18 protein-coding genes and 3 pseudogenes are annotated in these 25850 nt (G+C 69.5%); 7 read left to right on the forward strand and 14 right to left on the reverse strand.

The features are described from left to right. Positions 1 to 15 precede the first annotated feature (15 nt). The 10 genes from QFZ76_RS47070 to QFZ76_RS47115 all read right to left on the reverse strand — a co-directional run bounded on the left by QFZ76_RS47070 (position 16) and on the right by QFZ76_RS47115 (position 10039). A complete protein-coding gene (locus QFZ76_RS47070) occupies positions 16 to 897 on the reverse strand; it encodes a trans-aconitate 2-methyltransferase (protein ID WP_307679453.1) in 882 nt (293 codons plus the stop codon). 157 nt (positions 898 to 1054) lie between these two features. Continuing rightward, positions 1055 to 1648, reverse strand: coding sequence for a helix-turn-helix domain-containing protein (locus tag QFZ76_RS47075; protein ID WP_307679454.1), 594 nt, complete (start codon positions 1646 to 1648; stop codon positions 1055 to 1057). A 225-nt stretch (positions 1649 to 1873) separates the two neighbouring features. Continuing rightward, on the reverse strand, positions 1874 to 2593 hold the full coding sequence (locus QFZ76_RS47080; RefSeq protein ID WP_307679455.1) for a hypothetical protein: 720 nt from the start codon (positions 2591 to 2593) through the stop codon (positions 1874 to 1876). 258 nt (positions 2594 to 2851) lie between these two features. Continuing rightward, positions 2852 to 3346 carry a hypothetical protein gene (locus QFZ76_RS47085; RefSeq protein ID WP_307679456.1) on the reverse strand — a complete coding sequence of 165 codons (495 nt, stop codon included), beginning with the start codon at positions 3344 to 3346 and terminating at the stop codon, positions 2852 to 2854. Between the two features lie 74 nt (positions 3347 to 3420). After that, on the reverse strand, positions 3421 to 4548 hold the full coding sequence (locus QFZ76_RS47090; protein ID WP_307680341.1) for a PQQ-binding-like beta-propeller repeat protein: 1128 nt from the start codon (positions 4546 to 4548) through the stop codon (positions 3421 to 3423). Between the two features lie 366 nt (positions 4549 to 4914). Then, the gene (locus QFZ76_RS47095) at positions 4915 to 5697 is read right to left on the reverse strand and encodes a DUF899 domain-containing protein (RefSeq protein WP_307679457.1); all 783 of its coding nucleotides are present in this window, start codon (positions 5695 to 5697) and stop codon (positions 4915 to 4917) included. 241 nt (positions 5698 to 5938) lie between these two features. Beyond that, positions 5939 to 6970, reverse strand: a complete 1032-nt coding sequence (locus QFZ76_RS47100) for a LacI family DNA-binding transcriptional regulator (protein WP_307679458.1) — start codon at positions 6968 to 6970, stop codon at positions 5939 to 5941. A 75-nt stretch (positions 6971 to 7045) separates the two neighbouring features. Then, positions 7046 to 7882, reverse strand: a complete 837-nt coding sequence (locus tag QFZ76_RS47105; RefSeq protein ID WP_307679459.1) for an ATP-binding cassette domain-containing protein — start codon at positions 7880 to 7882, stop codon at positions 7046 to 7048. Then, on the reverse strand, positions 7879 to 8874 hold the full coding sequence (locus QFZ76_RS47110; protein WP_307679460.1) for an ABC transporter permease: 996 nt from the start codon (positions 8872 to 8874) through the stop codon (positions 7879 to 7881). Before QFZ76_RS47110 ends, QFZ76_RS47105 begins: the two co-directional genes overlap by 4 nt. A 142-nt stretch (positions 8875 to 9016) precedes the next feature. After that, positions 9017 to 10039 carry a sugar ABC transporter substrate-binding protein gene (locus tag QFZ76_RS47115; RefSeq protein ID WP_266446451.1) on the reverse strand — a complete coding sequence of 341 codons (1023 nt, stop codon included), beginning with the start codon at positions 10037 to 10039 and terminating at the stop codon, positions 9017 to 9019. Between the two features lie 453 nt (positions 10040 to 10492). Between QFZ76_RS47115 and QFZ76_RS47120 the strand changes: the two genes are divergently transcribed. Beyond that, positions 10493 to 13054, forward strand: coding sequence for a GH32 C-terminal domain-containing protein (locus tag QFZ76_RS47120; protein ID WP_307679461.1), 2562 nt, complete (start codon positions 10493 to 10495; stop codon positions 13052 to 13054). 86 nt (positions 13055 to 13140) lie between these two features. Further along, positions 13141 to 13435 (forward strand): annotated as a pseudogene (locus tag QFZ76_RS47125) (putative quinol monooxygenase). Positions 13436 to 13478: 43 nt separating this feature from the next. Here the strand turns inward: QFZ76_RS47125 and QFZ76_RS47130 are convergent. Both QFZ76_RS47130 and QFZ76_RS47135 read right to left on the reverse strand, forming a co-directional pair. After that, the gene (locus QFZ76_RS47130) at positions 13479 to 14546 is read right to left on the reverse strand and encodes an IS110 family transposase (protein WP_307672140.1); all 1068 of its coding nucleotides are present in this window, start codon (positions 14544 to 14546) and stop codon (positions 13479 to 13481) included. 225 nt (positions 14547 to 14771) lie between these two features. After that, positions 14772 to 16391 (reverse strand): annotated as a pseudogene (locus QFZ76_RS47135) (IS200/IS605 family accessory protein TnpB-related protein). 368 nt (positions 16392 to 16759) lie between these two features. Here QFZ76_RS47135 and QFZ76_RS47140 point away from each other — a divergent pair. The 5 genes and pseudogenes from QFZ76_RS47140 (at position 16760) to QFZ76_RS47165 (ending at position 22049) form a co-directional block, all read left to right on the forward strand. Further along, complete coding sequence (locus QFZ76_RS47140) at positions 16760 to 18196, forward strand: 3-hydroxybutyrate oligomer hydrolase family protein (protein ID WP_307679462.1); 1437 nt, start codon at positions 16760 to 16762, stop codon at positions 18194 to 18196. Positions 18197 to 18328: 132 nt separating this feature from the next. Then, positions 18329 to 18796, forward strand: coding sequence for an SRPBCC family protein (locus QFZ76_RS47145; RefSeq protein WP_307679463.1), 468 nt, complete (start codon positions 18329 to 18331; stop codon positions 18794 to 18796). 270 nt (positions 18797 to 19066) lie between these two features. After that, entirely contained in the window at positions 19067 to 19393 is a 327-nt protein-coding gene (locus QFZ76_RS47150; RefSeq protein WP_307680342.1) for a GYD domain-containing protein, read from the forward strand. Positions 19394 to 19641: 248 nt separating this feature from the next. Beyond that, positions 19642 to 19851 carry a hypothetical protein gene (locus tag QFZ76_RS47155; RefSeq protein ID WP_307679464.1) on the forward strand — a complete coding sequence of 70 codons (210 nt, stop codon included), beginning with the start codon at positions 19642 to 19644 and terminating at the stop codon, positions 19849 to 19851. Beyond that, positions 19851 to 22049: pseudogene (locus QFZ76_RS47165) on the forward strand (bifunctional serine/threonine-protein kinase/ABC transporter substrate-binding protein). The gene QFZ76_RS47155 and the pseudogene QFZ76_RS47165 overlap by 1 nt, the downstream one beginning before the upstream one ends. 238 nt (positions 22050 to 22287) lie before the next feature. Here QFZ76_RS47165 and QFZ76_RS47170 read toward each other — a convergent pair. Continuing rightward, positions 22288 to 23106, reverse strand: coding sequence for an IS5 family transposase (locus tag QFZ76_RS47170; RefSeq protein WP_307679466.1), 819 nt, complete (start codon positions 23104 to 23106; stop codon positions 22288 to 22290). Between the two features lie 73 nt (positions 23107 to 23179). After that, positions 23180 to 25837, reverse strand: a complete 2658-nt coding sequence (locus QFZ76_RS47175) for a glycosyl hydrolase (protein WP_307679467.1) — start codon at positions 25835 to 25837, stop codon at positions 23180 to 23182. Between the last annotated feature and the right edge of the window lie 13 nt (positions 25838 to 25850).

Genomic DNA, 25850 nt, shown 5'->3' on the forward strand with positions numbered 1-25850 from the left:
CTCGGCATGGCGCCTTCAGGTGCGTCGTGCGGCCCACACCATGCGTTCGGTTCGGACCGTCAGGTCGCCGCGGCGCAGGATGCTGTGGGGGCTGTCGGTGTCGAGCAACCGGTCGAGGGCGGTGAGGTCCTCGGCTGTCAGTGTCCGGGCGACCCTGCTGCGCATGCGGCGCAGGCTGTTGAGCGCGTAGCGGCCGACTGCGTCGGTGTGGGGTGGGCCGATGTGCACGGTGATGGTGCGTTCGGCCTCGACGGTGAAGCCGGTAGCGGTGAGCTTGTATCCCCAGTCGGCGCCGCGGTGCGGCACGTGTTCGGCGTGGTGCCGGTCGAGTGCGGCGTGGCAGCGTTCCTCGAGACCGGGGCGGTCTTCGGGGGCGTCTTCGGGCAGGAACCTCGGGAAGCCTGCCAGTTCGACGACGGCGAACAGCCCGCCCGGCGCGAGCGTGTCGTGGACCTGGCGCAGGGTGCGGTCGGGATCGGCCATGTGGTGCATGGAGGCTGATGCCCAGACGAGTTCGGGCGTGCCGAGGTCGGGCCAAGTAGTCGCGTCGAGGTCGGCCTGGACGGGGTGTACCCGGTCGGCCAGGCCCAGTTTCGTGGCCTTCTCGAACAGGCGATGCAGGTGGCTGGTCGAGGTGTCGACGGCGGTCACCTCGGCATGGGGGAAGCGCTCGAGCAGTGCGAAGGTGCCGGTCCCGGTTCCGCAGCCCAGATCCACGATGTGACGAGGGCCGGCTCCGACGGGCAGCCATGCGGTGATGGAGGCGATGTGCTCGGCGAGCACTTCAGCGTCCAGGTCGAGGATCTCCGCCTGGCCGTCGGCGTCGTGGTCCGCTCCGTGCTGGTGGGCCGCGTGCGGTTCGTGGTCGTGCGATGCGCGCGGGGGTGTGTGAGTCATGCCGACGACGCTAAGAGAATCACGGGCGTGCGGCGCTGCCGCTTCCCGAAACGGCAAGACGATGGCCGCTTGGCGTGCCGGCTGCGCAAGAAGCCCTCGACGCTGCGGCTTGATACGACCCCTTGCCGCCCGGAGACGCGGCTGAGGGGCGGTGTCCTCACGGAGACGGGCGGCTCGCGTCATCGGTGCCCTCGTCGCGCTGGTGGCCGCGGCGGGCGTCCCGGTCGAAGATCCCCAAGACCTCGCACGGCCCGCCCTCGGCGCCGATGGCGTGCGGGAGCATCGTCGGGAACTCCGCGGCCTGGTTGGTCTCCACGCGAAAGCGCCGGTTGCCCAACAGCAGGACGGCCGTACCGGAGAGGACGACGAGCCATTCACGGCCGGGGTGGGCACGCAGACGCGAGGGGCTGTCGGGCGGCGGGTCTGTCATGCGCTGACGTACAACGGTCATACCCGGGTCTGCACGGACGGGCCACTGCATCCGCCGGCGGGCCGCGTCGATCATCGGGCTGGAGATGACATCGTCGCTGGCCGTCTCGACCAGCTGGTCGAGTGAGGTGTCCAAGGCGCGGGCGAGGGTGACGAGTTGATCAAGCGCGAGGCGGCGCTGACCGTTCTCGATACGGCTGAGCGTGGACGGGCTGAGCCGGGCGCGGGTGGCCAGCTCGTCGAGGGACCAGCCCTGTGCCACGCGCAGTGCGCGGATCCGCTTGCGTACGAGGCTGTCGAGCTCACCATTGTCTTGCGTCATAGGCAACATCGTATGCTCCATACGCAAGGCGCGCGCCTGGCGTGATCACGTAAGGCTCCGCTCCGGCGCGCGAACCCCATCGGCCAGCCGTACACCAGCTCGTTGAGCGGAAGCATCTCGGACAGCACGGCAGCAGCACGATCCGCCGCATCCCTCCTGCCCGCCGGCGGCCGCTCCTCGTTCACCGACCCGGCGAACTCATCCGGTCGCGGCAGTAGTTGGTCCTCAGTATTCTCGGATCTCAGCAGTCTTCCGCGGATCGTCCGCCAGAATGCGGTCCGCGAGCCGCCGGACCTGCTCTTCCAGGGACTGGTCGCGGGTGACGAACAACTCGTACCCGTAGGAATTCGTACGCTCGCCCGGTCCCCGGACCTGGTGGAACTCGACGTCAACACCCTCGGGGCTGGTGAGCTCCGCGGGGACGCCGGGCTCCTCGCGTCGGGGCGAGACACTCGTGAGGACGCAGTGCCAGCGCTCGAACCAGCCACTGTCCGCAAGGGTCTGCTCGAGGAGCCGGGCGACGGTGTCCACCGGCTCTTCCCAGCTGCGATCCGCTGCGGCCCGGGCGAGTTCAGTCTCGTACTGGAGGGAATCGAAGCGGAAGTCCGTCGGCACGGCGGTGATGTCGCTGGTGTTTTCCCAGGCGTCCCAGATCACCCGATCGCCCTCGCTGCGCATGGTGACGTACAGAGCGCCGCAGCAGCCGGCCGTGCAGGTCGGCTCGGCGATCATGACTCTGCGAGGTTCCTCCGTGACCGCCAGCGGCCAGCTCTCGGCGGGCCCCCTCCAGTATCGGCGACTGGGTGCCAGCCCTTCCGGGTGGACCTCCTTCAGAACATCTACGCCGTCGATCAGAGGCCGCACCTCGGCCCAGGGATCCGCCGCCCAGTCATCCGGAATCCTATGCTGCAAAGTCAAGATACTGATCGCCAGTTGACCGGTCATACCCACATGATCGGTTGAGGCCGCGCAGTCGCATACTCATTTTCCGGCTGTGAGCACCTTCGGGGCTCGCCGCACCGAGCGCGGCCACCGCTCGTGTTCGATCGGAACTGCTCGGACATCGCCCGGGTCAGCCGACAGCGCTCAGGGAGTGGAGGTTGCCGGAGGGAGCCGGTCCTGTACCTCGATGGGCCCCGCTGCGCACTTGCTGGCTCATCCTTTGTCGTGAACGGCTTCTGCCGTCTGCCACCACGATGCCTCTCAGCCCTCGAAGAGAGGATCGTAGGGCTCGCCCTCCGGCGTGAAGATCAGGGCGAAGTCCTTTCCGATCCCGAGTGCCACCTCCCGCAAGCGGGCCAAGACGTCCCCTTCAGCGGCAAGGGCAAGGCCAAGGGCCGCGGCGGCACGGTCCCGTCGGGGCACGAGGTCTGGCATCTCCTCCAGGTACTCGGCCTCGAGCTTGCGGCTTTCCTCCGCGGTGAACGTTTGGCAGTCGCGCCACCAAGGGGCGACCAGCAGGAGCCGCAGAAGTTCGGGCAGGCCGATCGCAACCAGCGCCGCACCTCCCTCGGAGTCCGCATACAAGACGGGACGTTCCTCGTCACCTTCGCCGCAGAAGAAGAAGGTGCCCCCGGCGCCGTCGCCGGCGAATCCCTCCCAGCGCGGCGCCCGAGGCGAGGTGAACATCCTCGACATGGTCGCTTCGGGCCAGGTCGAAATCGCCCGGCCAAGCGAGGAAACTCGCAGCTTCGTCATGCTCGCGGACGGCAGTGATCAACGATTTCATGCGCGGAACCCTATGCCCGCCCGATGACAGGCATCATGGGGAATCAGTTCGTGGCGTCCCGGGACTGTTCGAGGGCCGAGGACCGCAGAGCGTAGAGGTGACCGTCGCGGGTGCCGACGTAGACCACGCCGTCCGCGACCGTCGGTGAGCCCACCCAGTCGCCGGCGGTGAACGTGGCGTGTGACGCGCCGGTGGCGGCGTCCACCGTGTACAGGGTGTTGTCCCAGCAACCGAAGTGGACCAGGCTGTCGGCCAGGACCGGCGAGGACGCCACCGCCCCCTCGGTGGGGAACTTCCAGTACAGCTCCCCGATGTCGGCGTCCACCGCGTACAAGTGGTGGTCCCAACTGCCGACGTACACTCTGTCGCCCCGGACCGCGGGAGTCGAGGTCAGGTAGTGGTCCGCGTCAAATGCCCACCGCTCCCGGCCGCTGAGCGCGTCAACCGCGTGCAGGCTGTTATGACTGGTGACATAGACGCTTCCGTCGGCGACCGCCGGTCTTGAGTCCTCGTTCCACTCGCGGCCGGTGGTGAATCTCCAGCGCTTCTCTCCGGTGGCGGCGTCCAGGGCATGGACACCCTTGTCCTCCTTCGACCCACCGATGTGCACGTACACCACACCGTCGGCCACCGTTGGACTCCCGAGCACCGGGTTGCCCGCCAGCACCCACCGCCGTTCGCCGGTGGCGGCGTCGAGAGCCGACAGGCCTTGTTCATTGCTGAGGTACACCACTCCGTCGACCACCGCCGGGCGCGAGGTCACGGGGGCACCGGTGGCGACCTGCCAGATCTGACGCCCGGTGAGCGCGTCCATCGCGTAGGCGAGACCGTCGGCGTGACCGGTTCCGAAGTGCACAACCCCATCGGCCACCGTCGGCGCCAAGACCTTGATCCGATCGCCACTGGTGACGAACCGCCACTGCTCCTGTCCGGTCGCCGCGTCCAGGGCGTACAGTCCCGATCCGCTGCTGACGTGCACGCCGCCGTCCGCCACGGCCGGCGTCGACATGCTCCATCGGCCCGGGGAGAAGGCCCACAGCTGTCTCTCCGGGCCGGCGCTCACGATGTCCGGGCCGCTGACCTGTGCGCCATCCGACGGCGGCTCGAGGGCCGTTGGAGCACCTGGCCCCAGCCCCAGCCCCCGTCTCAGTCTCCGCCCCAGCGCCTTCATTTGGTGCACCCCGTTCTCGCGCCCCAGCCCCGCGGTGACACCGGTCGCTGCCACTGGTGGGCATGATCCCGCACCGCGAGCGGCCGCGGAAGGACGCCTTGCGCAGACGGACAGCGCGGCGCCCTGGCGGGAATCTCCTCCCGCTCTCGGGGCCCGACGCCCACGCGAACTCGATCTGCCTCACGCCCACCGTCCACGCGCGTGTCGGCAACTCCCTCTCCCCGGACCGCTTTTGACGGCCACGAAAGTGCCGCCGCGAGGGACGATCACCTCCCCGGCGGTGAGCAGGGCGTGATGAGTACTGGCCTTGGACGGCGCCTGCATGCACTACCTGACATCTCGTGCCGATGCCGTCGACAAGGCGCGTCAGTGGTGGTGGCCGTGTCGGCCGAGGGTCTCCACGGGGGTCGCACCGGGGCGGGTCCATTGCGGTACGGGGCGGCTGGTCGGGCCCCAGGTGGCGTTCCCGTCCGCGTCCGAGCGCCAGGACCAGCAGGGGCTGCGCCCCTCGGGCCAGCCCTCGGGGTTGTCCTCCCACGCCTCGCCGCGGCCGTAGGGCGTCATGTCGAGCAGGCCGAGAGACCCGTTGACCCGCTCGTTGCCACGGCCCGTCGTGGAGTAGGTGAGGAACACGCGGTCGCCGTCGCGCAGGAAGCAGGTGAGGTAGCCCATGTCGCCGCCGACCGGCGCGGCCACGTCGCGCACCGAGTACCAGGGCTGGGTGTAGCCCATGAACTCGACGTAGGAGGCCACCTCGTCCCACGGGCCCGTGGTCAGGACGGCGAACGAGACGTCCCGGGCGTTGAGGTAGACCGCGTCCTTCACGTGCCAGGCCGTGGTGGTGCAGCCCTCGCACTGCCCCTGGTGCGGCGCGCCGTCGTACCACATGTGCTGGTAGACCACGAGCTCGTCGCGGCCCTGGAACAGATCCAGGAACGGGACCGGGCCGTCGGGTCCGACGACCTCGACCGTCCCGTCGAGCTCCACCATCGGCAGCCGCCGCCGGGCCGCGGCGATCGCGTCGCCCTCACGGGTGTGCGCCTTCTCGCGGACCAGAACCTCGTCACGGGCGGTCTGCCAGGTGGCCAGGTCAACGACGGGCGGGCGGCCGGGCAGGGCGGTGGTCGGGTCACTCGGCGTGGTCGTCATGGTGTCCTCCGTGGTGGCTCGTGCCGGGCAGCGTCGTACGACGCGCCACGACGCTCACCAGAACAGACTCGCGACCTGGCCGGAACTCATCGCGGCAGGGGACCCTTCGCCGAAACTGGGCGGACCACGTCGGGCTGACAGGTTCACAGACGCGCTCCGAGAGCGCGCGTGGGTGCTGATCCAGTCGCGCCGAGGGCAGACCTGACACCCGCCTCTGGTCAGTAGCAGTCCGCCGAGAGGGTCAGCTTTCCTGCAGCACCGGAGCAAGCCGTTCTCCCGATCCCCGGACGATCAGGCGGGTCGGGACGGTGAGGGTGCGGGCGCGAGAGCGGTCGCCGTCCAGGCGGGCCAGGGCTGTGGTCGCCGCCGCTCTGCCGATGTCTTCGGGGTCCTGGGCGACGACGGTCAGGGCCGGTTCGAGTGCCTCGGCGAGTTCCACGTCGTCGAAGGCGACGACGGCGACGTCCCTGCGCTTGCTGCGGGCGAGTTCGGTGATGATCCCCAGCGCGACGATGTTGTTGCCGGCGAACAGGGCGGTGGGAGGATCCGGCAGGTCCAGGAGCTGGTCGGTCGCGGCGCAGGCCCCGTGCCGGTCGTGGGCGTTGGTGACCAAGGAGCGGTCGTAGGGAAGGCCGGCTTCCTGCAGGGCCGTGCGGTATCCGGCCATGCGCTCGCGGCGGGTGTAGAGCTTGGTGGGAAGGTCGCCGATGAAGCCGATGCGCCGGTGGCCGTGGGCGATCAGGTGGGCGACGCCGTCGTGGGTGCCTGCGCGGTTGGAGCTGACGACGTTGTCCGTGGACAGGCCTACTCCCGGGCGGTCGAGGAACACGACGGGCAGTCCGGCGGCGCGGTGCGTCTTGAGATGGGAGTGGTCGGCGCCGACGGACGGCACGACCATCAGGATGCTGATGCGGCGGGCGAGGAACTTGTCCGTCAGCGCGCGTTCGCGGTCGGGATCGTCGGCGGAGGAACCCATGAGCAGGGTCAGGCCGCGATCGCGGACGGTGTCCTCGATGCTCCGGGCCACGGCTCCGAAGAAGGGGTTGCCGAGGTCGGGGATGACCAGTCCGACGGTGGTGTCGGGTCCGCCGACGCGGATGTTGCGGGCCATGAGGTTGGGCTGGAAGCCGAGCTTGGCCACGGCGGCGAGGACCTGTTCTCTGGTCCGCGTCGAGGCGGGCCCGTCCTCGTTGAGGACGCGGGAGACGGTTTTGGCGCTGACGCCGACTTCTCGGGCGACGTCTGCCAGGGTGGGGCGGCGGTTCGCTGCCATGGAGGAAACGGTCTCCTGTGCTCGTCGGTTCCGGCCGCGGCCTCGGCCGGAATCCGTGCGTGCTTCAGTGGTACGTCAGTTGGCCTGGACGCCCGCGGCCTTCGCCGCTTTGGAATCCGCTACGACAGTATCTCCGGCCTCGTCGACGGTGAGCGCGCCGGTCATGATGGCGACGACCTCCGCCATGGAGTAGTCGGAGGGCTTGATCACGGCGGCTCGTCGGCCCAGTCGGTGGACGTGGATCCGGTCGGCGATCTCGAAGACGTGCGGCATGTTGTGGCTGATCAGGACGACCGGCATGCCCTTGTCCCGGACGCGGCGGATGAGGTCCAGGACCTGCCCGGACTCCTTGACGCCGAGGGCGGCGGTGGGCTCGTCCATGACGACGACGCTGCGGGCCCAGGCGACGGAACGGGCGACCGCGACGGCCTGCCGCTGTCCGCCGGAGAGCGTCTCGACCGACTGCGTCAGCGAGCGCAGGCCGATCTTCAGATCGGACATGTGCTCGGCGGCCTCCTGGCGCATGCGCTTCTTGTCCAGCATGCGCAGGACACTGCCGAGGACCCCGGGGCGGCGCAGCTCGCGCCCGAGGAACACGTTCGAGGCGATGTCCATGGAGGCGGCCACGGCGAGGTCCTGATACACCGTCTCGATGCCGTGGGCGCGTGCGCTCTGCGGCCCGGAGAAGGTGATGGGTTCGCCGTGGAGGCGGATCTCGCCCGCGTCGGGGGTCAGCGCGCCGGTGAGGGCCTTGATCAGGCTGGTCTTGCCGGCTCCGTTGTCGCCGATGACGGCGAGGACCTCGCCGGGCAGCAGGTCGAAGTCGGCGCCGTCGATGGCGGTGACGTGGCCGTAGCGCTTGACCAGCCCGCGGGCCTGCAGGACGGGGGCGGGGGAGGAGGTGGCGGTCATCGGGCCTTCTTCCGGGAGAGCTGGTCGATGGTCACCGCGAGGATCACCAGGACTCCGGTGATCAGGGTCTGGTAGATGGAGGCGACACCCATCAGCTGCAGGCCGTTGCGGAAGACGCCGACGATGAGGACGCCGATGAAGGTGCCCAGGACCGATCCGCGTCCGCCGAAGAGGCTGGTGCCACCGAGGACCACGGCGGTGATGCTGTCGAGGTTGTCGGTCTGTCCCGCCTGGGGGTCGCCGACTCCGGTGCGGGAGATGAGCAGCAGGGCGGCGATGCCGTAGAGGAGGCCGGCCACGGTGTAGACGCCGATGGTCAGCCGGGAGGTGCGGATGCCGTTCAGGCGCGCCGCTTCCGGGCTGTCGCCCAGCGCGTGGACGTGCCGGCCCCAGCCGGTGCTGCTCAGCGCGTAGGCGAGGAGGAGGAACAGGGCGATGGTGACCAGGGAGCCGTACGTGATGTCGGTGCGGCCGAGCGGAAAGGTCTGCCCGAGGGCCGTCAGCGGGCCGGGCAGGTTGGTGACCGTCTGCTCCTCGGAGTAGATGTGGGTCAGCGCGAACGCGACGTTGAGCATGCCGAGGGTGACGATGAACGGCGGCAGCGGGATCTTCTGCACCAGCAGCCCGTTGAGCAGACCGAACCCGCCGCAGACGACCAGGCCCAGGGCGATGGCGACGAGCGGGGGCAGGGATCCTTCGGCGGCCATCTTGGCGTTCACGATGCTGCCGAACGCCATCACGGCACCGCACGACAGGTCGATGCCCGCGGTGAGGATGATCAGGGTCTGTCCGATGGCGAGAGTGCCGACGACCATGACCTGCTGCACGATGAGCGAGAAGTTGCCGCCAGTGAGGAACTGGTCGGTCGAGAGGGAGAAGAAGGCGCAGGCCAGGAGAAGGGCGACCAACGGGCCGGTGGTCGGTGCCGTGAGCAGTCTGCGGGCTGTCGTCGGTGCTTTGAGCTCGGCGTACGGCGTGGTCGTGGCTGTCATGCGAAATCCTTGTCGGAAGACGGAGGTCGTTGCCCGCCCTGGTCGGAGGACAAGAGGACAGGCGGCCGTCCCCCGGTCAGGGAGGAAGGGACGGCCGCCCCGCAAAAGGAAGAGGCGGAGGCGTACGGGCCTCGAAGGCGGCTCAGCCCCAGCAGTTCTCCAGGCCGTAGGCGGTGTCCTTGGACGTGACGCCGTCCTGCGGCTTGTCGGAGATCAGGGTGACACCCGTGTCGGTGTAACCGGACGCCTTCTTGCCGTCCTTGGCGTACGTCACGACGGCCTTGACGCCCTCGGCGGCCATCTTCAGCGGATACTGCTGGGAGGTGGCGGCGATCGTGCCGTCCTTGACCGCCTGGGTCCCGGTGCAGCCGCCGTCCACGGAGACGATCAGGACGTCCTTCTCCCGGCCCTTGGCCTTGATCGCGGTGTAAGCGCCGAGTGCGGCCGGTTCGTTGATGGTGTAGACGACGTTGATGCCGGGCTCCTTCTGGAGGCAGTTCTCCATCGCCGTCTGGCCCTTGGCCTGGTCGCCTCCGGTGTCCTGAGAGCAGACGACCGCCGGGTCCTTCTCGTCGATGCCGAAGCCCTTCAGGAAGCCGTCGTGCCGCTGGACGCCGACGGACACGCCCGGTGCGAGGTCGAGGGTGGCTATCTTGGCGGTCTTGCCCTTCATGGCTGCCTTGGCGTACTCGCCGATCAGCTCGCCGGCCTTGAGGTTGTCGGTGGCGAAGAGGGCGTCGACCGCGCTCTCCGGCTCGGGCGGGGTGTCCAGGGCGATGACCAGGACGCCCTTGGCGCGGGCCTTCGCGATCGCGGGCACGATGGCCTTGGAGTCGCTCGGGGTGATCAGGACGCCCTTCACGCCGGAGGCGACCATGTTCTCGAGGGCCGTGATCTGACCGGCGTTGTCGCCGTCGAACTTGCCGGCCGCGGTCATGAGCGTGACGCCCTCGGCCTTCGCGGTCTTCTCCGCGCCCTCCTTCATCTTCACGAAGAAGGGATTGGTGTCGGTCTTGGTGATGAGACCGACCTTGACGTCGCCTGAACCGGTGCCGGCGGACGTCGATCCGGAGCCGGATCCGCAGGCCGTCAGGGTGAGGGCCGCGATGCCCGTGCACGCAGCGGCTCTGAGGAGGGAAAGGGGCAGACGAGCGGTGCGAGGCATGAACGACTCCTGCGGGATTGCGAGCGGCGCGGCCGGCATCGGAGCATGCCGTCCCGAGGTGTCATCGTTGACTTATGTCATCGTTGACACCGCATGGCGAGGATGATGGCCCCCGTCTTCCGGAAACGTCAATGCCCTGTACGCGTCACAAATCGGCAACGTCCCGCGGCCGTTGTCCGCCCGTGGGCCTCCGCCAGTTGGCGCGGCTCACCACGGCTGAGGCCGTATGGCAGGCGTCCGCGCCGTGTTGGAGCACATCAACCCCGAACCGGTTGACGCACCGGCCGAGTTGCCCCCATCATCGGGCCACTCGATGTCATCGATGACACAAGTCAACGATGACACTCCTTGCCGACGCCGCGGACGACGGCGTCGGCAAGGTGTCACTTTTCGGTCGGTCCCACGCCGAACAGCAGGCTCCGCTGCGTGGTCGGCCGCGGCACAGGAGACACCATGAGTTCTGGACGTGTATCCCGGCATGCCCGCACACGGATGATCGCGGCGGTGGCGACCGTCTGCGCCCTGTCCGCCGCCCCGCCGGCGCCCCAGGCCGTCGCTGCCGACACCCCGCCGTACTCCGAGACCTACCGGCCCCAGTTCCACTTCACGCCGGAGAAGAACTGGATGAACGACCCCAACGGCCTTGTGTACTTCAAGGGCGAATATCACCTCTTCTACCAGTACAACCCCAACGGCAACTCGTGGGGCGACATGTCCTGGGGACACGCGGTGAGCAAGGACCTCGTGCACTGGAAGGAGCTGCCGCTCGCCTTGGCGCACGACGACGAGGAGATGGTGTTCTCCGGCAGCGCGGTCGTCGACTGGAACAACACCACCGGGTTCGGCACGAAGAAGAACCCGCCCATGGTGGCGATATACACCAGCTTCGCCAAGGACACGGGCACCCAGGCGCAGGCGCTCGCCTACAGCACCGACCGCGGCCGCACCTGGACCAAGTACCAGGGCAATCCCGTCCTCGACATCGGCTCCAAAGAGTTCCGCGACCCCAAGGTCCAGTGGTACGCACCGACCAAGAGCTGGCTGATGACGGTGTCGCTGTCCACCGAGCACAAGGTGCAGTTCTACTCGTCGAAGAACCTCAAGGACTGGGACCTGCTCAGCGAGTTCGGGCCGGCCGGCGCGACGGGCGGCGTGTGGGAGTGTCCCGACCTGTACCCTCTCGCGGTCGACGGGGACGAGAACACCATCAAGTGGGTCCTGGTCGTCAACATCAACCCCGGTGGAATCGCCGGTGGTTCGGCCGCCCAGTACTTCATCGGCGACTTCGACGGCAAGAAGTTCACCGCCGACGACAAGGGCACCTACACCCCGCCCAGCGGCACGGTGGTCCAGGACTTCGAGGGCACCGGCTTCGGTACGTGGACGACCACCGGCACGGCGTACGGCGACGGACCGGCGGCCGGGGCACTGGCCGGGCAGGGAACCGTCGACGGGTTCGACGGCAAGGGCCTCGCCAACAGTTTTCACTCGGGTGACGGAACCACCGGCACCCTCACCTCACCCGAATTCACCGTCGACAGCTCCTACGTGAACTTCAAGGTCGGCGGCGGACGGCACCCGCACGAGCCCGGAACCGTCATGGAGCAGGGACCGCCGCCCGAGGGCACGGTCCTCGCCGACTTCGAGGGCGCCGGCTACGGCGACTGGACGACGACCGGAGACGCCTTCGGCCCGGCACCGGCCACCGGCACCCTCCCCAACCAGCAAGAGGTCTCCGGGTTCCTGGGCGAAGGCCTGGTCAACACCTACCTGAACGGCGACTCCACCACCGGCACCCTCACCTCACCCGAATTCACCATCGACAAGAAGCACCTGAACTTCCTCATCGGCGGCGGCAACCACCCCGTCGGCGCCGCCGGCCCGACCGCCGTCGAACTCCTCGTCGACGGCCAAGTGGTGCGCAGCGCCACCGGAAAGGACGCCGAGGCGCTCAACTGGGCGTCCTGGGACGTCGGCGACCTCGCCGGCAAGAAGGGGCAGATCAGGATCGTCGACGACAACACCGGCGGCTGGGGCCACCTCAACGTCGACCACATCATGCTGTCCGACACCGAGGCCCAGCCCGTCTCCCAGGAGACGTCCGTCAATCTGATCGTCGACGGCGAGATCGTCCGCAGCGCCACCGGCTCCAACAGCGAGACCCTGGACTGGGCCTCCTTCGACCTGCGTCCCTACGCCGGCAAGCAGGCACGTATCCAGATCGTCGACATGAACACCGCCGGCTGGGGCCACATCATGGCCGACCAGTTCACCACCGCCGACACGGCCGCCAAGTCCGTCGTGCAGCGCGCCGACTGGGCCGACTACGGCAAGGACTACTACGCGGCGGTGTCCTGGGAGAACGCACCGGGCGACAAGCGGTACATGATCGGCTGGATGAACAACTGGGACTACAGCGGCGCCGTTCCCACCTCCCCCTGGCGCGGTACGCAGAGCATCCCCCGCGAGATGGCCCTACGCACGATCAACGGTCAGATCCGGCTCACCAGCAAGCCGGTCGACAGCCTGGAGACTCTGCGGCGGAACAGCCCGGCGACGGCGACCGGCGTCACCGTCAACAACACCACCAAGCCCCTGATCGGCCCCGCGGCCAAGGGCAAGGCACTCGACATCGAAGCGACCTTCTCCCTCAAGGACGCCGAACGCTTCGGCCTCAAGGTGCGCACCGGCGCGGGCGGCGAGGAGACCGTCATCGGATACGACACCACGACACGGGAGCTGTACGTCGACCGGACCCGCTCCGGCGCCGTGGACTTCAACAGCACCTTCCCCGGCGTCCAGCGAGCCCCGCTGCAGCCCAAGAACGGCAAGGTGAAGCTGCGGATCCTCGTCGACTGGTCGTCCGTCGAGGTCTTCGGAGGCAGCGGTGAAGCGGTGATCACCGACCAGATCTTCCCCGACCCCGCCAGCCGGGGAGTCGAGGTCTTCGCCGAGAACGGCTCGGTCAAGCTGGACCGGGCCGGCGTCTGGCACCTCGACTCCTACCGCGACTGACCCCGAACCACGGAGAACCACGGCAAACCACAGAGAACGACGGAGACCCGTGGTGAACCACGGAGAATCATGGAGGACCCCACACCGTGAACAAAACCCTGCTCGCCGAGTTCACCGCCCGCGAGGGCGCGGAGGCCGACATCGCCGGCCTGCTGCGGGACTACGCCCAGAAAGTGCGTGAGGAAGACGGCAACCCTCGCCTTCGACGTCTACACGAAGGCGTCCAACCCGCGCGCCTTCTGGATCTTCGAGGTGTACCGGGACGAGGACGCCTTCCAGGCACACCTGAAGGCCCCCTACGGAGGCCCGTTCAACACCGAACTCGCCCCGCTGATCGAGGAGGACGCCTCGGTGCTGACCTTCCTCGAGCCGGTGACCTGACAACCGTTCCTAGGGACTGAGCGGGAGAAGCTCCTATAGACCGTCAAGCGGCTTGTTTGAGCTGTTCGGCGGTGATGTGAGGGCGGGGTAGATGCTGGTAGACCTCGCGGGCGACGAACCGTTTCAAGCAGCGCATGATGTCCTTCTTGGTCATGCCTTCGGCGGTGCGTCTGGCGACGTACTCGCGGGTGCGCTGGTCGTGGCGCATGCGGACCAGCACGATCGTGTGCAGGGCCCGGTTGGCTTGGCGGTCTCCGCCCCGGTTGAGGCGGTGCCGGTTGGTGCGGCCGGAGGAGGCCGGCAGCGGGGCGGCACCGCACAGGTGGGCGAAGGATGCTTCCGAGCGCAGGCGGTCCGGGTTGTCGCCGACGGTGGTCAGCAGCTGGCCCGCGCTCTCGGGGCCGACGCCGGGCAGAGCGATCAGCCGTGGTGCGGCCCGGGTGACCAGCGGGCCCAGGTCCGCGTCGGCTTCGGCGATTTCCTCCTCCAGCCGCTGGCAGCGGCGGGCGAGCCGTCGCAGCGTGATCCTGACCGCGCAGTCCGGATCCGCGAGGTCGCCCACGGGCCGGGACCGGGCCAGGGCGTCTATCAGCTCGCCGGTGGCCAGGCCGCGCAGCCTCTCGCGCACCGCGGCCGGTGCGGTGATGATGAGCGTGCGGATCTGGTTGATGGTCTGGGTGCGGGCCTTGACGGCCGAACTGCGGGCCACCCGCAGGGTGCGGATGGCCTCCACGATCCCGTTGCGGGTCTTCGGAATGCCCGAGGCCCGGCCGGACAGCACGGCGGTCGCGGCGGCGTAGGCGTCAACCGGGTCGGACTTGCCATTGTCCCGCCTGGCCTTGCGGTCGGGTCGGTCGACCTCGATGACGGTGACACCCTTTGTGGTCAGGAAACGGGCGATCTCGGCCCCGTAGGCGCCGGTGCCCTCGATGCCTACCGCCAGAACCTCGCCGTGCGAACGCAGCCAGTGGAGCAGCTGCTCATAGCCGGCGGGACCGGTCGGGAACGGCTCGGTGGCCAGGTGCCGGCCCACGGTGTCGATCGCGGCCGCCTGGTGCAGGTCGGTGTGGGTGTCGATCCCGCCAATGACCGCTATCTCATCTGCTGCCATGCTGGACGTGCTGTCCTTCCGTACGACGCATCAGGGAGGGCACGCGCCGGTCGGGCGGACGGACAAGACAGTGATGGGACCTTTGGCCGGGCTCCTATGAGGTCACGAACGCCTGACCGGCACGCGCGCGGTGGCACCGCCCGACAGGCCGACGGTTCTCCCGACAGACAGCCGAAGCGCCAGTGAGTCCTTGAGTCAGACCTCCGAGCGGTGCCACCGCAATCATCACTGTGAGTCCTGTTGCCAGGACTGCTGCTCAGCCGAACGCCCCGGACGGTGTTGGGCGTTCTGGTTGCCCGCGTTCGCTCCGCGTCCGGCGCCGACGGATCGTGTCCGTGGTCCGGGGATGCGGGGGCGGGGTTCCTCACGCCCAGGAACGCCTGGTCGGGCCTGGACGGTCCGATGCCCCACACGATCACTCTGGTCGTGTGGGGGCGGTGTCGTCCGTCGCCGGATCGGGTGTCCCTGGGCGCGCCTTCCGATCGCCACGGCGGCAGCCTCGTGGCGAGTGGTTGTGCGGGTTGTGGTGGTGAGGGGTTTCTGCCAGTGCTGGGCGCCCCAGCGGCTGGTGTAGGCCGGGTCGACGGCGATGACGGCGATACCTGTCTGGTCGGCCATCGAAGACAGCCGGGCGCGGAGTCTGCCGGTGGGCATGCCGGAGATCAGTTGCCGGAAGCGCTTCTTGCGGCCGTGCTTCTCCCGGGTCTTCTCGGCGGTGAAGTGCAGGTCCTCGACCGCGATCGCGCCCACGCCGCACGTTCGGGCCCAGTGGAGGAGGCGGGTGAGGGCGTGGCGGACCTGGGCGTCACAGTGCTCGGCGGTTCCGGTCAGGTCGTAGAAGAAGCGGCGCGGGGTGCCGGTCGGGTTGCCGTGGGTGTCGAGGCGCCAGGCGGCGAGGTGGTCGGCGTTCATGTCGACACCGATCACACCGTGGGCGAGCGCGGCCTCGATGGGGAGGGCGGGGGTGGGCGGGAGCTGCCAGGACGCGGTCACATACCAGCGGTCCCGGCCGGTATCGAGGTGGATGCGGTAGGCGATCGCCCGGTTGGCCGCGACGCGATCCGCCCACTCCTCGCCCCGGTGGGCGAACGCGACCTGGCAGCCGAGGACGTACCGTCCGTGCGGGGAGTTCGCCAGATGCGCGAGCGGCGCGGGCAGCTTGATGCTCACCTCGCCGTCCGGGCTGACCCGGATCGTCTCGTTGCCGTAGCGCTTGCCGGACTCCCCGTCCGCCTGGCAGAACCAGCGCTCCGCCTCCCAACGCCCGCGCCACGTAGACTCCGTGAGCTGTGCCGCCTCCAGGTGGTGCCGGGTGCGGGCCAGGCATGTGCCGCCGCGTACGACGTGCACGAGGCCGGCCTCACGGTCGGCCCGCGCTGCGGCCAGCCGGTCCTGAAGCACCCGCAGCCGCCGCGACTTGGCATGCCATTCCCGCCGCGACCGGTAACCCCCCGGCGCCTTCTTCGTCCCCTTCTGCCCGACCGGCAGCGACAGGCGGTCCTCGATGGTACGGACGCCCGCTTCCAGGTTCTGGATGTGTGCGAGCTGACCACGCCGGGCCAGCGCCCACTGGTCATGCGTGGCTTTGGTGATACTGCCCGCCCACCGCGACGACGACAGCGGCGTCAACTCCCGCTTACGCACCGCCCACGCCTCACCGGAATACTCCATGCCATCCCGGCAACGCGCCTTGAGATCCTTCGAAGCCAGCGACCTCAGATGCGCCCCCACCAGACGCAACACCTTCTCATCGTCCGGCGTCAGGTCCTTGAGGCGGGTCCGGACGGCCACACCACTGGGACCGGACGCGACGAACGGCGGCGCAATGCTCCTCAGCTCACCCACCCCGTCACCCCCGCCCGGCCCCACCCGAAGATCCCGTCACCATGAGAAACGAGCGCCACCCTGGGAAGGTCACGCATTCGATGCAAGAACGTCAGTTCCCCACCGAGAACCAGCCCCACGGCCGAGGCGCGCGACTCGACACAGACCCCGCGCGCTCACTCCTGCCCACCAGAACGCTCTTGAACGCACCCCAGCGGCAGCAGCTCCCAACCCCTTTCCCTCCTCGGCCTTGCCGTGTGGCGCGACACGGCCTGCCATGGTGTGTGACGCCTCTGTTCGGACCGCTGTCATGGCGGGCCGGCACATGTCCCGGGCGGTGATCGGCCCCTAGCCTGCGGCCTGTCAACCACTCGACCTGGAGGTCTCGGATGCAGCCACCTCGTGCCGTCACCGCACCGCCCCGTAGACGGATCGGGCGGCGTGCCGTGTCCGGTGCGCTGTCGCTCGCGGCCGCCTTCTCGCTTCTCGCCGTGGCGGTGCCGGCTGCCGGTGCGGAGGGGAGCACGGGCGGTCACTGCGCCGGCCGGGCCCGGGTGCACGTGCCGGGCGCTGCCTTCCAACGGGCCGACTGTCTGGAAGAGTTGACCACGGCCGGCACGGTGGCCTCCGGCCACACCGATCCGGCCGACTTCGCGGGCCTGACTCCCAAGAACCTCATCACGCCGAGCGGCGTTCCCGGAATCCAGATCGACGGCTACTTCCCCGACTCCTCGACCACCAACACCAACCACGGCTGGAACCACGACGCACAGTTCGTCATCCGGCTGCCCGACCACTGGAACGGCGCACTGGTGGTCTCCGGAACCCCGGGCAACCGCGAGCAGTATGCCAACGACCGCGCGATCTCCGACTGGGTGCTCGCGCGCGGCTACGCCTACGCCGCCACCGACAAGGGCAACACCGGCCTCGCCTTCCATCGCGACGGCCGCAGGCCCGGCGACGCCATCAGCGAGTGGAACACGCGCCTCACCCAGCTCACGCGGGCCGCCCGCGCCGTCGTCGCGCAGCGCTACCACCGGCCCCCTGCCCGCACCATCGCCACAGGCATGTCCAACGGCGGCTACCTGGTGCGCTGGCAGCTCGAGAACCACCCCGAGCTGTACGACGGGGGAGTGGACTGGGAAGGCACCCTCTGGCGCTCCGACGGCCCCAACCTGCTCACCTTCCTGCCGCCCGCGCTGCGCGCCTACCCTGCTTACGCGGCCGGTGGTCCCGGCGCCGAGGACGGCCTGAAGGCCATGCACAAGGCCGGCTATCCGGCGGGCTCCGAATTCCTGTGGCCCTATCACCACCAGGTCTACTGGGACCTGACCCAGCGCATCTACCGCGAGGAGCTGGACCCTGGCTTCGACGGGGCGATCGAGGCGGGCAACCCGTTCTGCGCCTCGGGGACCCCGGGCTGCGACGCCGACTACGACTTCGGCACCCGGCCGCCCGCGGTCCACCGTGCCGTCGACCGCATCGCCCTGACCGGGCGCATCAGCAAGCCGCTGATCACCCTGCACGGCACTCTCGACGTGCTGCTGCCCATCAGCCAGGACTCCGATGTCTACGCCCGCATGGTGCGCGAGGCCGGACGGGGCGCACTGCTGCGCTACTACCGCGTCGAGGACGGCACCCATACGGACTCACTCGTCGACGCCTTCCCCGCCAAGCTCCGACCGATGGTCCCCTGCCATCGCTCCGCCTTCACAGCGCTGGAACGGTGGCTGACCGGACACGGCCTCCCCCCAGCCGACCACACCGTCCAGCGACCGCCCGGAGCGGACCCCGCGACACTGCTCACCGGCTGTCAGCTGGACTAGGCGCACTGTCCAGGCGGTTGGTCGCGTTGGTGCTCTGGCTCCGGCGTCGCCTCCCGGGGGCGACGGGGTCTCCGGCGCGACGTCGGCGGGGTTCTCTGCCGTGCGGGATCTCTTCGGCCCTAGGATCGGCTCATGAGCAGGACCGACCGCGCCAGCCGGGTGATCGCGGCACCACCGGCGACCGTCTACGGCGCCCTCCTCGACCGGGAGTCGCTCGAGGCCTGGCTGCCGCCGGACGGTATGCGCGGGCGGGTCGAGCGGTGGGATCCCCGGCCTGGCGGAGGGTTTCGGATGGTCCTCACCTACCTCGACGCCTCCGACAGTCCCGGCAAGACCTCAGATGCGACGGATGTCGTCGACGTTGCGTTCGCCGACCTGGTGCCACCGGAGCGCGTGGTGCAGCGGGCGGTGTTCGAGGCCGACGACCCGTCGTTCGCGGGCACCATGACGATGACCTGGCACCTCGCTGCCGCGGGTGAGGGGACCGAGGTGACCGTCACCGCCACGGACGTGCCTCCCGGCATCGACCAAGAGGTCCACGAGGCCGGGATCGCCTCCTCGCTGGCCAACCTGGCGTCGTACGTCGAAACGGTCGGCTGACCCAAGTCGACCGCGCCCGGGCTCGGCGGAGCCGACACCGGAGGCGAGGCGGTGGCAGGTGATCGCCTGGTAGCCGTCCAGGCCGTTCAGGCGGTTGGCCGACGAACCGGACGCGCAGAGCCGGCCGCCCATGGACGCAGGGTCGGTCTTTCATCCGCGGACTACCGCCGTGTCGGTCATCGTCCCGGCCGTTCGGGGGATATGCGGGCCGCTGCCGGTGCGTTTTCCGCCCCGCGGTGGCATCCCTTGGCGGGACGAAAGGAAGACATGATGCCGCTCTACCTATCGAGGTTCAGCTACGCGCCGGAGACTTGGGCGCGGCTGATCGACCACCCGGAGGACCGCGCACAGGCCGCTCAGTCGTACATCGAGTCCGTCGGCGGGAAGCTCCATGGTTTCTGGTACGCCTTCGGCACGCACGACGGCTACAACCTGTGGGAGGCGCCGGACAACGTGTCCATGGCCGCGGTTGCGCTGGCGATCAGCGGAGGCGGCGCACTCAGCTCGTTCGAGACGACCGTTCTCCTGACCGTCGACGAAACATTGCAGGCCCTGCGCACAGCCGGGCAAGTCCAATACCGCGCTCCTGGCGCATAGCGCTACATGTAATGGATCAGAGCCGGTGTCGGGTCTGTGCCGGGTGTGTGACAGCCGAGGCACGGCTGTGCCACGTGATCGTCAACTGGTTGCCATATGAAGCCGGTTACCGATGAGCATCACGGCGGACGCATGGTGAACCGGTGATTCCAGGGGGCTTGTGGTCGTCGTGATCAGGGGAACGGTGCGCCTTGGCTGCGACGTCGCGGTGTGCGGTTCAGTGCTTGTCGGCTGTACCTCCATACGACGTGGCCCGCATGGTCATCACCCGCCTCACCGAAGCCGGCGGCCGGCCCTCCCGGGAGGGGCTGTACGACCTGCTGGCGAAGGGAACGTACAAGGGACTCGTCCGGCCGTACGCGTTCGACGAGGAGTACGGGTCGCTCAAGGGGTACGAGATCTTCCGTTACGAGGTGAAGGGCGGCCGGTACTCCTACGTGGGCCAGGTCGACTTCTGATGCGGCCCCTGACCTCCGACGACCCCGAGGAGATCGGCGGGCACCGGCTGCTGGCCCGGCTCGGCGCGGGCGGCATGGGCGTCGTCTACCTCGCCCGTACGGCGGGCGGGGCGCTCGTCGCCCTCAAGACGATCCGCGCCGAGCACGCGGCGGACCCGGTCTTCCGCACCCGGTTCCGGCGCGAGGTGACGGCGGTCCGCGGTCTGACCGGGCGCTGGCTGGTGCCGGTCGTGGCCGCCGACACGGAGGGCCGGGAGCCCTGGCTGGCCACGGAGTTCGTCCCCGGGCCGTCGCTGGCCGAGGCGGTCGACGCCTTCGGTGCGCTGCCCGTCGCCGCCGTACGCACCCTGGGATCGCGGCTGGCCGACGCGCTGACCGCCGTACACGACGCGGGAGTTGTGCACCGCGACGTGAAACCGGGCAACGTCCTGCTCGCTCTCGACGGCCCCCCGCCTGATCGACTTCGGCATCGCCCACGCCGCGGGCGCCACCGCGCTCACCGCACCCGACGCCGTCGTCGGCACGCCCGGCTTCCTCGCGCCGGAACAGGCACAGGCCCGCGCCGGTGAGGTCGGCCCGGCGAGCGACGTCTTCGCGCTGGGCTGCGTCCTGGCATACGCGGCCTCGGGCCGACGGCCGTTCGGCAGCGGGTCCGCGGCGGGTGTCCTGTTCCGTACGGTGCACGAGGAGCCGGACCTGACGGACGTCCCAGGCGAGCTACGGGCGTTGGCCGGGAGGTGCCTGGCCAAGGACCCGGCCGAGCGGCCGACGGCCAGGGAGGTCGCGACCGCGCTGCGTGACCCGCGGGTCTCGCTCGCGCGTCAGATCTCCGAAGGCCGGGAGGAGGGCTCGCTGCCGCCCGCGGTCCTGCGTATGGTCGCCGAGCGCTCCGCACGGGCACTGGACGTGCCCACCCCCCAACGCTCCCCGAGGCCGACGTCCGGCGACGCGGCCGACGACCCCGCGCCCTCGGCCTCCCAGGACGCCCATCCTCCGACCCGACGGCGCGTGTTGCTGATGGGGAGCGCGGCGGCGTCCGTGGTCGCCGTCGGCGGCGGGGTCACCGCCTATCTCGCAGGGCGGGGATCCAACGGCGGCTCGGACGGCGCCCTTCCCGTGCACACTCTGGGCTTCCAGGCCGACCTGAGCGGCACGAACAAGGCGGACGGCGTGGCACAGGAGCGCGGGGCGCGGCTCGCCGTGGAGCAGCACAACGCGCGCGCGGGCATCACGTTCCGCCTCGCCCTGGACACGGTCGACGACCGGGGCGAGGCGGCCCGAGCCAAGCAGGCGGCCCGGCGCTTCACCGAGGCCAAGGTGAGCGCGGTCCTCGGCCCCAGCACGGCCGTCGCGGCGCTCGCCGCCGGCCCGCTCTACCAGGACGCGCGCACGGCCATGGTGCTGATCTCCGTTGGCGACGACAGTCTCCTGTCGGCGAATCTGCGCACCCTGCGCGTCACCCGGGCGCCCGAGTCCTTCCTGGCGATTCCGCTGACCTCGTATCTGACCGATGTACGACCGGTGGACCGCACCGCCGTCATCGACGACCGGGCGGCGGGCCGGACGGGCTGGGAACTCACCAACCGGCTCAGGCTGCAGCCGCCCGATGAGGGCACGACCAGCGTCCACCCCGTTGCGGCTGGCAGCGACGACTTCGCTCCCGCCGTCCGCGCCGCCCTCGCCGCCAAGGCGCAGGCCGTCGTCTTCAGCGGCACATCACCCGAGCGCGCCGCACGCTGCGCCCGCGCACTCGCCGACGCGGGCTTCACCGGACCGCGCCTGGCCACTTGCCACATCATGCGCCCGACCTTCCTCCAGCAGGCCGGAACCGCGGGCCAGGACTGGCTGTTCGGCACCCCCTTCACCGACCCCGGCAGCGTGTCCCGCACCTTCAGGACCGCCTACCGCGCCAGATACGGCACGGCGCCCGGGCGCTGGGCGCCGGAGGCGTACGACGCCGTGGGGCTGGTCACGCGCGCCCTGGAGAAAGACAGGGCGGAACGGCCGACATCGAGGCGGGGGCCGTGGCCCAGCGCCTCTTCACGGGCACCTACCGGGGACTCGCCAAGACCCTCCGCTTCACCGACGGCTCCCACACTCTGGAGCCGCGCGGCGCGTTGTACTTCCTGTTCCAGGCGAAGGGGAATGTCTTCCGCTTCCTGGGACGCAACGACCAGGTCACGCCAGTTCAAGGGTGACCTGAACGCGGCACGTCCGGGGAGGAACGGCCTCTTGGGTCGCCCGGCTGTTCGGGGACCGGCTGCCACGCATGAGCATAGGTCCCGCCCCTGCTCTGACAGCGTGCTCGTGGCGTGGGCGGCCGTCGCCTGGAGGCGGGATCGGCGTGGTGCCGTACGAGAGGGAGGGGGATCCCGGAGTCCGACGAAGCCGGCTCCGGGATCCCCCTCCCTCGTGGCGTGTGGCTTAGGGGTGCTTTCAGAAAGCGGGGCTCTTGCGGGCGAGGGTCATGCAATGTGCGAGTTGGAGGAAGGCGTCGTGCATGTCGTCGCGTACTTCCCAGCGGATCCGTAGGCGGCGGGGGCCGTGGAGCCAGGCGATCGCGGACTCGGCGACCCACCTGACCTTGCCCAGGCCTGAGCCGTGCGGCTGGCCCCGTCGAGCGATCTTCGGTGTGATGCCGCGCTCGCGCAAGCGGCGGCGGTAGATGTCGTGGTCGTAGCCGCGGTCGGCGTATAACGCGCGGGGCTTGCGCCGTGGCCGGCCCCGCTTGCCCCGCACCGGCCCAAGACTGTCGATCAGGGGCAGGAGCTGGGTGACGTCGTTGCGGTGCCCGCCGGTCAGAGACACCCGCAGCGGAGTGCCGCGGGCGTCGGTCAGGACGTGATGCTTCGAGCCCGGTCGTGCGCGGTCAACCGGGCTCGGGCCGACTTTTGGGCTGCTTCGCCCCCGCTTGGCCTGCACGTGTGACGCATCGATCGTGGCGCGGGAGAAGTCGAGGCGGTCGGCCGCCCGCAACCCATCCAGCAGCACCCGCTGGAGTTCCTCCCACACCCCGGCCTCCTGCCATTCGGCCAGCCGCCGCCAGCACGTGGGACCCGAACCGAACCCCAACTCCTGCGGTAGGAACTCCCACTGGACACCGGTGTACAGGACGAACAACACACCTTGGAGCGTCTTGCGGTCATCGATCCGCTTGCGGCCCGGATACCTGTAACGACGCTCATGCTTCGGCAACAGCGGCTCGATCACCGCCCACAACTCGTCACTGACCTCCCACGGCTTCCGCCGCGCCATGGTCACACCCCACAAAAGACGGGATCACATACATCTCCACCGTGCCACAAAAGGATCATTCTGCAAGGACCCCTTAGAGGCCGCTGACGCCGATGGTGTAGATGCCGCGGCCGTGGGTGGCCGCGTAAAGGGTCTTTCCGTCCGGGCTGAGCTTCAGCTGGAGGACGGCGACTGCGGGAAGCGAGCCGACGCGCTGCCACTTCGTGCGGCCCGGGGCCCGGTAGACGACGCCGAGATCGGTGGCGACGGCCAGGCCGCCGCCCGCGGTGACGACCGCGGAGTCGGCGGGCACGTCGGGGAGGTTGCCGGAGATGTCGGTCCAGGTGGTGCCGCCGTCCTTCGATTCGAAGACGTGGCCGACGCCGGCGCCGGGCCCTTCGGTCCACTGCCGCGAGAATCCGCTGACGGTGAGGTAGGCGTGGTCCGCGTTCGTGGGATCGATGGCGAAGCCGCTGAGGTAGCGGTTGGGTACGGTGCCGGCCGCACCGGTGGTCGGAAGCGTGATGTCGTGCCAGCCGGTGCCGTCCGCGTTGCCCACGGCGATCCCGCGAGTGAAGCCCTGGTTGTTGCAGGGGCCGCACCATGCCGCGTACACCTTGCCGCCGCTGGCGGCGACCGCGGTGGCGGTGTGTCCCTCGCCGAGGTCGTACGCGCTGGTCCACTCGTCGCCGCTGCGAATGGCGTAGCCATGGGTCTGCACCCATACATGGCGGCCGCCCGCGATCCAGGTGGAGCTGTTCTTGGCGTCGGCCGCGAGCGGGGCGATGAAGCGGGCCTCGCCCGTCTCGTTGTCCGGCGGGGCGACGGAGTACGAGGTGATCTTGCTGGGGTCGTCGACCCAGGAGCCGTCGTTGACGGCGCAGTTCTGGGTCACCTGGACGGCGAGGTAGACGTACTCCTCGGCGATGTCGCAGCCGTTGGCCGGGTCGGTGAGGGTGTCGCCGCCGTCGCCGCCGAAGTTGGAGCCCATCACCGTGTCGTTGCTGCGCAGCAGGGACTGGCCGTTGTCCTGGAGGCCGCCGGTGACCGAGACGCCGCCGTGGTCGACGTCCTTGCCGATGCCCACCGAGTAGTACTGGAGGGTGTCGATGGTGCCGTCGTTGAGCGAAGTCCAGTCGGTGGCGTGGCCGGACGCGTCCTGACGGCCGTCGACCGGGCGCTTGTAGACACCGCCGTCGTTGCCCACGTAGACGTACGGCTTGCCGTGGTAGCTGCCGATCGCGACCCCGTGCTGGTCGGAGTGGGTGGTCTGGTGGCAGTCACCGGTCTGCTTGGCCGGGTCGATGCTCCAGCAGGAGAAGCCGAAGTTCCAGTACGGGCCGACCGTCGACCAGGTGCTGCCGCCGTCCTTGGTCTCGTAGACCTCTTCCAGCCCGGCGTACACGTGCTCGGCGTCGGCCGGGTCGACGGTCAGGAACTGGTTGTACCAGGCCTGGACGCCGGGCATGTAGCCGCTGGAGGTCAGCGCGGAGCCGTCGGCGGCGAGGCCCTTGTAGTCGGCGATCTTCGTCCAGGGACCGGTGGGGGAACCGGACTTGGAGACGTAGATGCCCTCCAGGCCGCTGTCCGGGTTGGTGTTCAGCTGCTCCGGCGACTGGTCGATCGCGTAGTAGCGCGATCCGTCGGCGGAGCGGGCGAAGGTGACGTTGCCGACGTCGTCCGCGTCGGCGGGGAGGTCGCCCAGTCCGCTGCTGATCCGCGTCCAGGTGCCGTGGGAATCCTTGGTGTAGAAGCCGTTGTAGTCGTCACCGCTGCGCCAGCCGACCGCCAGGACCACCTTCGAGTGGTCCTTCGGGTCGATCGCGATGTCGTTGGCGATGTTCTTGTACGCGGCGTCGGGGTCGCTCGCCAGCGAACCACCGGGCAGATAGCGGGGGTTGGGTGCGAACTCCAGCTTCCAGGAACCGCTGAGCTCCTTCGTGGAGTGGCTCCACACGCCCGCGCTGGTCGCCGCCCAGACTTTGCCGCCGCCGAAGCGCAGCTGGTGGATGGTGGTGCTCTCCAGCTCGTCGCCGCCGACCCGGCTGCGGGAGGAGAAGGTGCCGTGGTGCGGGTTCGACAGGACGTAGACGCCGCTGCCGAGATAGGCGTCCGCATTGGTGGTCGCCTCGCCGGTGCCCAGCCACAGCCGGTCGCCGCCGTCCAGCGCGAGTGCCCCGGTCGACTGCGAGGACAGCTTGTCGCTGATCGGCTGCCAGTGCCCGCCGCCGCTCCGGGAGCGCCACACTCCGCCTCCCGCGCTGCCCGCGTAGACATAACCGTCGTCGTCGGCAGCCATCGCCGCCATACGGCCGGTCACATATCCGGAACCACCACTGGAGTTGGAGTCGTAGTCGCGGTAGCGCGCGTCGTCGGAGTTGTACGGCAGATCGGTGACGTTGCGCCAACTGCCGCCAGTGTTGGGCAGCTTGTTCAGGCTGCTCCAGGCGGCGCCGTACGCGCCGGGAGCCACGATGCCCGGCGAGGTTCGGGCCTCGGCGTACTGGTCGGCTCCCTCGGCTATCTCGTCGGCCTCGTTGCCGTCATCGCCGTCACCGTCCTGCGTGACAGCCCTGGCGGTGATGCCGTCTGTCGACTGGGCGCGCTGGTGGGCGAGTTGGGCAAGGGTGCGGGCCCCGAACGGGCTGCTGTTCTGGCCGGGCGCGGCGCTTGCGGGTAGGGCGCCGAGCGCGGCGGATGCGGTGATGGCACAGATCGTGAACCATCGTCTCTTACGGGTCGGTGCTGACACCAGGTCCTCCCAA

It is taken from the genome of Streptomyces sp. V4I2 (assembly GCF_030817655.1).
GTDB lineage: Bacteria > Actinomycetota > Actinomycetes > Streptomycetales > Streptomycetaceae > Streptomyces > Streptomyces plumbiresistens.